The organism is Micromonospora sp. AMSO31t (assembly GCF_008868175.1).
Taxonomy (GTDB): Bacteria; Actinomycetota; Actinomycetes; order Mycobacteriales; family Micromonosporaceae; genus Micromonospora.
Genome location: NZ_WBKT01000316.1, coordinates 1 through 672 on the forward strand (window position 1 = coordinate 1; position 672 = coordinate 672).

General features: G+C 71.6%; 1 protein-coding gene. It reads right to left on the reverse strand.

All coding sequences use genetic code 11. The features are described from left to right. A partial coding sequence (locus F8274_RS30745) for a trehalase-like domain-containing protein (protein ID WP_225854060.1) occupies positions 1-643 on the reverse strand: 643 nt, incomplete at its 3' end. Between the last annotated feature and the right edge of the window lie 29 nt (positions 644-672).

Below are 672 nucleotides of genomic sequence, written 5' to 3' on the forward strand. Positions count from 1 at the left end.
TCTGTTCGAGCAGGTCGCGTGTCTCCTCCGGCGAATAGGTACGGGGCGGCTGCGGGGACTGCGTCTCCAGGACGACGCCGCCGGCCTCGCCCTCGCGCAGGGTGACGACGACGCAGACGCCCTCCTCGGTCTCCCGGCGCTCGTGCGTCTCGGCGAGCCGGTCGGCGTAGCGGACCGGGTTCAGGGTGAGGGAGAGCCCGGGGCCGCGGAAGACCGTGCCGTTCGGGTGCACCTCCAGCTCGTGCCGGTCCCGCCCGTAGTTGAATCCCGGGCGGCAGTCCACCCGGAACCGCATGGTGCCGCGCACGACCCGCAGCATCCGGACCAGACGGTGATGGTCGGTGGCCCGGTCCCCCGCGACCGGCATGAAGTCCACCAGTTCGCCCACTCCGTCGGCGCTGAGGAAGCGGGTGATGAGGATCGGTGTCCCGGGGAGGTAGAGCTGTTTGCTGGTGTAGGCGACACCGTCCGGCGTGACCTGGAAGTAGCCGCCGCGACGCCGGTCGAGCAGGCCGCCGAAGACGCTCGGCGAGTCGAAGCGGGGCGCGCAGAACCAGTCCAGCATGCCGTCCTTCGTGATGAGCGCCGCCGTCTGCAGGTCGCCGGTCAGGCCGTGGTCCTCCACCGCGGGGTACGAGTCCACCGGTCCTCCCCCCTCGTTCCGCCGCTGCC